At 46.1% G+C, this 6470-nt stretch carries 8 protein-coding genes; all 8 read right to left on the bottom strand.

Annotated features, from left to right (window positions below; translation table 11 throughout):
• Positions 1–22: 22 nt before the first annotated feature.
• Positions 23–298, bottom strand: coding sequence for an antitoxin (locus GXP22_06460; GenBank protein NOX09116.1), 276 nt, complete (start codon positions 296–298; stop codon positions 23–25).
• The gene (locus tag GXP22_06465; protein ID NOX09117.1) at positions 295–573 is read right to left on the bottom strand and encodes a BrnT family toxin; all 279 of its coding nucleotides are present in this window, start codon (positions 571–573) and stop codon (positions 295–297) included. Before GXP22_06465 ends, GXP22_06460 begins: the two co-directional genes overlap by 4 nt.
• Positions 574–693: 120 nt before the next feature.
• Positions 694–1713, bottom strand: coding sequence for a metal-dependent hydrolase (locus GXP22_06470; protein ID NOX09118.1), 1020 nt, complete (start codon positions 1711–1713; stop codon positions 694–696).
• Between the two features lie 4 nt (positions 1714–1717).
• On the bottom strand, positions 1718–3517 hold the full coding sequence (locus GXP22_06475; GenBank protein NOX09119.1) for a DUF2238 domain-containing protein: 1800 nt from the start codon (positions 3515–3517) through the stop codon (positions 1718–1720).
• Between the two features lie 20 nt (positions 3518–3537).
• A complete protein-coding gene (locus tag GXP22_06480; GenBank protein NOX09120.1) occupies positions 3538–4458 on the bottom strand; it encodes a protoheme IX farnesyltransferase in 921 nt (306 codons plus the stop codon).
• Between the two features lie 3 nt (positions 4459–4461).
• On the bottom strand, positions 4462–5484 hold the full coding sequence (locus tag GXP22_06485) for a heme A synthase (protein NOX09121.1): 1023 nt from the start codon (positions 5482–5484) through the stop codon (positions 4462–4464).
• Between the two features lie 16 nt (positions 5485–5500).
• Positions 5501–6115 (bottom strand): hypothetical protein, encoded by a 615-nt coding sequence (locus tag GXP22_06490; protein ID NOX09122.1) that lies wholly within the window; start codon positions 6113–6115, stop codon positions 5501–5503.
• Positions 6108–6470: hypothetical protein (locus GXP22_06495; GenBank protein NOX09123.1), on the bottom strand; the 363-nt coding region annotated here is incomplete at its 5' end. The genes GXP22_06490 and GXP22_06495, both read right to left, overlap by 8 nt.

Genomic DNA, 6470 nt, shown 5'->3' on the forward strand with positions numbered 1-6470 from the left:
ACCCTCAGCGTTAATTTATTCGTTATGCGTTTTTGTCTTTTAAGCGACCCGTTACATATTTATGTAAAACACTAGACATTAGTGTTTGATAAGGGAGGCCTTCGATAAGAGCTTTTTCTTGCAGTAGATCTAGATCTATTTTTGAAATGCGAATATTGACTCTTTTATCTTTTTTGAATGTGTTTTTAGCTGCTGCTTTATATTTAGCAATATCCAGTTCAGTTGAAACGGATACCCACTCATCATTTTCATAAGAGTCGAGTATTTCTTTCTCATATTTATTTAATTTGATTGTCATGATTTCACCTCAAGATACTTTCTTGTTGCTTTTCGGCTGGGAATTATAGTTTTTAGAAAAAACTCAGAATCGTTTTCAACAAAGGGAACGAGGTATGCGTAATTATCAATTTCAAGGATAAACATTTGTTGGTTTGGGTATTTAGAAGTATCTGGATGTTTAATCACATCTAAAACCTGTTCATTTTCAATATATTGAATAACCCTTTCAAAAGAGATGCCCCGCTCTTTGATCAACTCTTCGTTTTTTTCAGGATTCCAGAAAAAATAGCTCATGCTTTAAATGTAGCACATTGTGTGCCTTTTGCAATCTTTTGCGTATAACAGAGACTATTGACCACAAGGATGCAGGTAGGTAGAGCAATTGCCGGTGGATGGTTTCACGGCGTGTCTCTGTTAGAGAGGAGCCATCCCTGCCTCGACCTTACCCAACAACATATCCAAAAAACGTTGCCGAACAGGCGGCGAAAAGTCTCGATAGACCTGATAACGCGCATGTTGCTGAGGTTCCTGTCGATTCAGAGTAATCCCCCATAAGGGGCTAACCGAGGCGGGGTGAAGCGCATAACGAACATCAGCCAGCACATCAGGCCTATCCGGGGTTATCGCCACGAAGCCGTCCGAGAAACGTGTAAAGCGTTCGATGTCACGATAGAGTACGGAATCCTGCGCCAACCCAGTGGCATCTCGCTCAGGTCGAAATAATACAACCGAATCCCCATTATAGATAGTGTTGGTAAAGAATCCGACACGCACCGCATTGACATAAAGCATGCCCTCATACTGATACACGGTACGCCAAAGTAACAGATTCCCCAGGCTGGGCTTCACTACTGATCTTTCAATAGAGTGTCCTCTGCTCTGAACCCATTCCTGCAATACATTCTCGGCACGCTGATGTTGCAACCCGCCCAGTGACAAATAAAACACTGCAAACAATAATCCCCATCGAGCCATAACCGCTCGCCTTGTCCTCAATGCCAGCCACATCATCAATAACAGCGGCAAGGTAAACAAGGGATCAATAATAGAGATAATATTAAAAGAGATCCTTTCTGGAATCAGCGGCCAGAATAAATAGGTGCCATAGCTGGTGCAGGCATCAATGAAACCACTCATGCTATAACCCAACAGCGAGAACAGATATAAACGTCGAAAATCCATTCTGTTTTTTAACAACGGCCACAACAATAAACAGGCAATCAAGGCACCAAGCGGGATAAAAAAGATCGAGTGGGTAAAGTGACGGTGATATTCAATCGTCAATAAGGGGTCGTTACTGGAATAGATGAATATATCGGCATCGGCCAACAGCCCGGAAAAGGCACCCACCATTGTCGCTATACGCATCTCAGCGCGAGATGCCCGACTCTGTGCCAGGGTTGCCCCTAATAAGCCCTGGGTCAATAAATCCATAAGCTTATTTCTCTTTCCAATGGGTCATATAATATAGAACAATCACCGTGATAGCGCCCAGGGTGTCCGCCAGCATATCCTTCTGTGCATCCCATTGATCGCCTTGGGAACCCAGGAACTCAATACCATTAGCCGGATCCAGTGCTGCCGCAAACCACCACTCCAGGATCTCGTAACCCGCGGCTACTGACATAATAAAAAACAGACTAAAGAACCCGGCCAATACCCAGCCACAATAACGTTTGCGCAATAACCACTCCATCATGGCATAGGCATAAAACCCTACCGAGAAATGCCCAATACGATCAAAGTTATTACGCCCCTCACCAAACCAATCATAAAACCACGGCACGGGTACATTGGCAAAAGTATAGTGCGCACCCACGGTATGCCAGAACAACCATACCGACATGAGCATATAAGTAATAGTGGAAAACCGGAACGCCCTGAAACTAATCACCAGCATGGAGAATATCAATACCACCGGGATCACCTCGGCAATCCAGACATCCCTGGAGGAAGGGTCAATGCCTAACGCAATAAAGAACAGCACAAAAAAAACCGCAAAAAAAATCAAGGGGTCAGAGCTCTTGATCGGTTTTTGAGTGATCTTAGTTTTCAAGAGCTCTGACCCCTTGATTCTGACCCCTTGATTAATTAATTGCCCCTGAGCAAACATCTGCAATAATAGATCGGCTTCTTCTGTCGAGAGCTGCTGCGATAATTTCTGTATATCCACTTCACGTTGTGCGCATAGTTGTTCGGCAAAGGAACGACTAACTTTGTAATCTTCACCATCGACAAATAATAGCGTTTGTCCGGCCTGCTCAATGAAGGCAAAGCGACTGGCAGAATTACGCTGCAATCGGGGATATCGTGCACAAAGTTCATCAATACTGGAAAAGGTCTCATCAGCTTCCAACGACAAATCAGCTCGCGGGTCACTAACAAAACGACCAAACCACTGTGCCATAGCTGGATGGGCGGGATCAAGATATTCAGCAAGGATCTTACGCAGGTGTTCAATGGCATCGCTACTAATCTCATTAGCACACGCTTGCATATTCAAGGCAGGGTCTTTCCATGTTTTTTCAGCGGGCAGATCACGCGTAATAAACCCCATAAAGTCATTCAGCATATCGGCATGGCTACTGGCACGAAAGCCAATCGAGAAGCTCAAGCAATCATCCGTCGCAACACCATAGTGAGACACACCGGGCGGGATATAGATCATATCACCCGGCCCCAGCAACCACTCCTGTTCGGCAACAAAATCTTTTTGTATACGCAGATCGGTATCCTCTACCTGATTATCCGCAGATACCGCTTGCTCATGGATCTGCCAACGCCGATGCCCCTGCGCTTGTAAGATAAAGACATCATACTGATCAAAGTGCGGCCCCACCGAACCACCCTCCGGGGCATAACTGATCATCAGGTCATCCAGTCGCCATTCGGGTATAAAACGAAAGGCATCAACAATCCAGGCAAGTTGTGGAAGATGTTTTTCAACATCGTTAACCAATAGTGTCCAGTGTGTTTCCGGCAGTTGAGCAAAGATTGCTTCATCCATCGGCCCATAGATCGCCTGCCAGGGATGTTCACCCCCCTTCTCGATCACAATGCGGGAATCCACACCTTCTTCACAGGCCAGCCCTGCTAATTCATCGGCACTGATCGGGGTCTGAAAATCGGGGAAGGCCTGAGCAATAAACAGGGGCTTTTTTTGCCAATAATCGCGTAGAAAGGTCTCTATCGAGAGGTCTGCAAGTGGGTTTTTTGGTTTTTGGGTCAAGAGGATCATGTTGGTGCGCGGTGCGCACCCTACCCTAGATATTCTCGTAGCCCCAAACGCACATAATGATCCAGGATCAAAAAACCAAACAAGGCACTGAGATAAAAGATGGAATAGGCAAAGGTCTTCATCGCGTGATCATCACTGGCACCTGTTCGATAGAGCTTAATGGCATGATAAACAAAACCAATACCTAATGCGATGGCACCCGCCAGATAGACCAGCCCGGACATCTTAATGACAAATGGCATCAGGGTAACGGCAAACAACATCAAGGTATAAAGCAGGATGTGTAGCTTGGTGAAGATAACCCCATGCGTCACGGGTAACATCGGCAACCCGGCTTTGGCATATTCTTCACGACGTTTAATTGCCAATGCCCAGAAATGAGGGGGTGTCCAAACGAAGATAATCAGAAACAATAACAAAGCCTCGGCAGGCAACTCACCTGTCATTGCGGCCCAACCCAGGGCAGGCGGTGCGGCACCTGCAGCACCACCTAATACGATATTCTGTGGTGTGGTACGTTTGAGAAACATGGTATAGATAACGGCATAACCGATAAGCGAGGTCAGGGTTAATATCGCCGTGATCATATTCACCTTGAGCACCAGGATAAGCATGGCGATTACGCCCAGCGACAAGGCGAAAATCAATGCTGCACGACTGCTTAATTCACCTTGTGGTAATGGTCGACCCTGAGTACGTTCCATGATCTGATCAATGCGTTGATCAACCCAGTGATTGATTGCAGCCCCGGATGCCGATGCCAGGGCAATGCCGAGACTGGCATAGAAAAATAACTCCAGTGGCAGACCTTGTGGGGTCGCCAGCAACATCCCTACCATGGCGGTAAAGACGATCAACATCACTACCTTTAATTTACACAGGGCAAGGTATTGCTTACAACTACAAGATACCGATGTCAGTCTTAATGTTAATTCACTCATGGATCAAACCCTGTTTTTATTCGTATAGTGCAAGAGAAAATTCAAGCGCAACATCGCCAGTAATAACAACGCTGCCCCCGCATTATGGGCAACAGCTAAAGCCAGTGGCAAACGCAATAATACATTGGCGATACCAAGACCTAACTGCAACAATAACAACACCATGACCCAATAGGCCACACGCCGTATAAGCAACAAGCGAACTCCCGATAACACGCTGATTACTATAGCACTAATTAACAAAAAGGTCAGCAATGCCCCGACTCGATGCAGGGTATGCACGGTCATACCGGCGGCATTCGATAAAGTACCGCCTTCATAGTTAACCCCGCTCTCGCGAAAGAAGACGTAGGCCTCTGAAATCTTCATTTCTGGCCACCATGCCCCCTGACAGGTTGGAAAATCAGGGCAGTACAACGCAACATAATTAGTACTGGTCCAACCACCGAGAAAAATCTGTAGTGCCAACATAAGCAGACCCGCCCGTGCCCAGAATAATAGGCCATTAGAAACACTGCGACCCGTAATCAATGTTTGCTGTAAGGTCTTATTCTGTTTCATCCATACCCAGAACAGGAGCGACAAAGTGAGCAAGCCTGTCAACAGATGCAAGGTAACAATCGTCGGCTTCAATAACAGGGTCACCGTCCACATCCCGAGCATACCCTGAAAGATCACCAGACCCACCAGAATCAGGGGGACGTAAAACTGTTGCTGATGCCCCCGATTTCTCCATGCAATCCATGCCATTATCAGGATCAGAAAACCGAGCGTACTCGCCAGATAACGATGCACCATCTCCTTCCATGCCTTACCGCTATCCACGGAGTGCTCAGGAAAGGCATCCATCGCCTGCTTAATCTCATGGTGCTCATCCGGCGCAACTAATTGACCATAACAGCCGGGCCAATCGGGACAGCCCAGACCGGCATCGGATAGACGCACATAGGCACCGACCACAATCACCACCAGTGCCAGCAAAAAAGCGGCCAGACTAAGACGAGTAAAGATAGCAGGATTGATCATACGAAAGAGGTCTTGATTAGCCGATCTGTGAGACTTTCAACAGACGACGCACGTCCTTGAGGATATTATTGGGATCAGCCCCGGCAGGATAGGCCATCATGTAATTACCCAATGGGTCAATAACATACAAGCCATCCTCAACCTTGTTCTTATTATCGTAGACAAAATCACTCAGGAAGGCCTCATATTGTACCCCCGCCTTCTGTAGCACTGTCATACCCTGGTAATTCTTAACTTGCTCACCAAATTCTTGTAATTGATCATTATCCATCAACAAAAAAACCCGTTCAATACGCTTGGTATCCTGCCCAACCGCCTTACGAATTTGACGCATATTATATAAATTTTCCCGACATGCCTCCGCACAGGCAGAATGACCAACACTCAATAATATCCATTTACCTTTCATCGAAGAAAACTGAAATGCCTCACCTTGCAGGGTAGTAAAACCCATATCCTGTAGTGGTCTTGCCGGTGTCACCAGATAACCATAATTCGAACCACCACCCAGATCCATTTCATCACTATTCATATAGACATACATGGCGGCCACATAAGGCAGGCCAAACAAGACAATCATGATCCACAGGGTCATGCCGCTCTTTTTAGTATTTGTTTCAATCTCACTCATCATCTACTTCCTGCGAGTCCACTCTCTTTATGTTTACACCAAAATAGGTAAAAAAAACAATAGCGGCAAAGGCATACCATTGAATAGCGTAACCAATGTGCATACTACTGCCCCCCTTATGTTGCGGCCATAATCTCAAAAAACCATACTCATCATCAGCATCAAGCTGCACTAGATAGGGTAATACCGGTTTATTCATTCTCTCTGCATAGATATCATAATTAAAGAATGGCCAGCGTTTCGTGACTGCAGTCCAGTCATCAATTAACACCAGTGGCGGATGTGATGGTAGATTCACCAGCACCCCATTAATCTCAACCTTGCCATCAGCTACAGGAATCTTTGGCAGAATACT

The sequence above is a fragment of the Gammaproteobacteria bacterium genome (assembly GCA_013151035.1).
In the GTDB taxonomy this organism is placed as follows: Bacteria; Pseudomonadota; Gammaproteobacteria; order JAADJB01; family JAADJB01; genus JAADJB01.

What these genes read in the sequence shown, in the direction of transcription:
- GXP22_06490 (NOX09122.1), bottom strand. Translation starts at nt 6,115, where the DNA reads ATGAGTGAGATTGAAACAAATACTAAAAAGAGCGGCATGACCCTGTGG.
- GXP22_06470 (NOX09118.1), bottom strand. Translation starts at nt 1,713, where the DNA reads ATGGATTTATTGACCCAGGGCTTATTAGGGGCAACCCTGGCACAGAGT.
- GXP22_06465 (NOX09117.1), bottom strand. Translation starts at nt 573, where the DNA reads ATGAGCTATTTTTTCTGGAATCCTGAAAAAAACGAAGAGTTGATCAAA.
- GXP22_06475 (NOX09119.1), bottom strand. Translation starts at nt 3,517, where the DNA reads ATGATCCTCTTGACCCAAAAACCAAAAAACCCACTTGCAGACCTCTCG.
- GXP22_06460 (NOX09116.1), bottom strand. Translation starts at nt 298, where the DNA reads ATGACAATCAAATTAAATAAATATGAGAAAGAAATACTCGACTCTTAT.
- GXP22_06480 (NOX09120.1), bottom strand. Translation starts at nt 4,458, where the DNA reads ATGAGTGAATTAACATTAAGACTGACATCGGTATCTTGTAGTTGTAAG.
- GXP22_06485 (NOX09121.1), bottom strand. Translation starts at nt 5,484, where the DNA reads ATGATCAATCCTGCTATCTTTACTCGTCTTAGTCTGGCCGCTTTTTTG.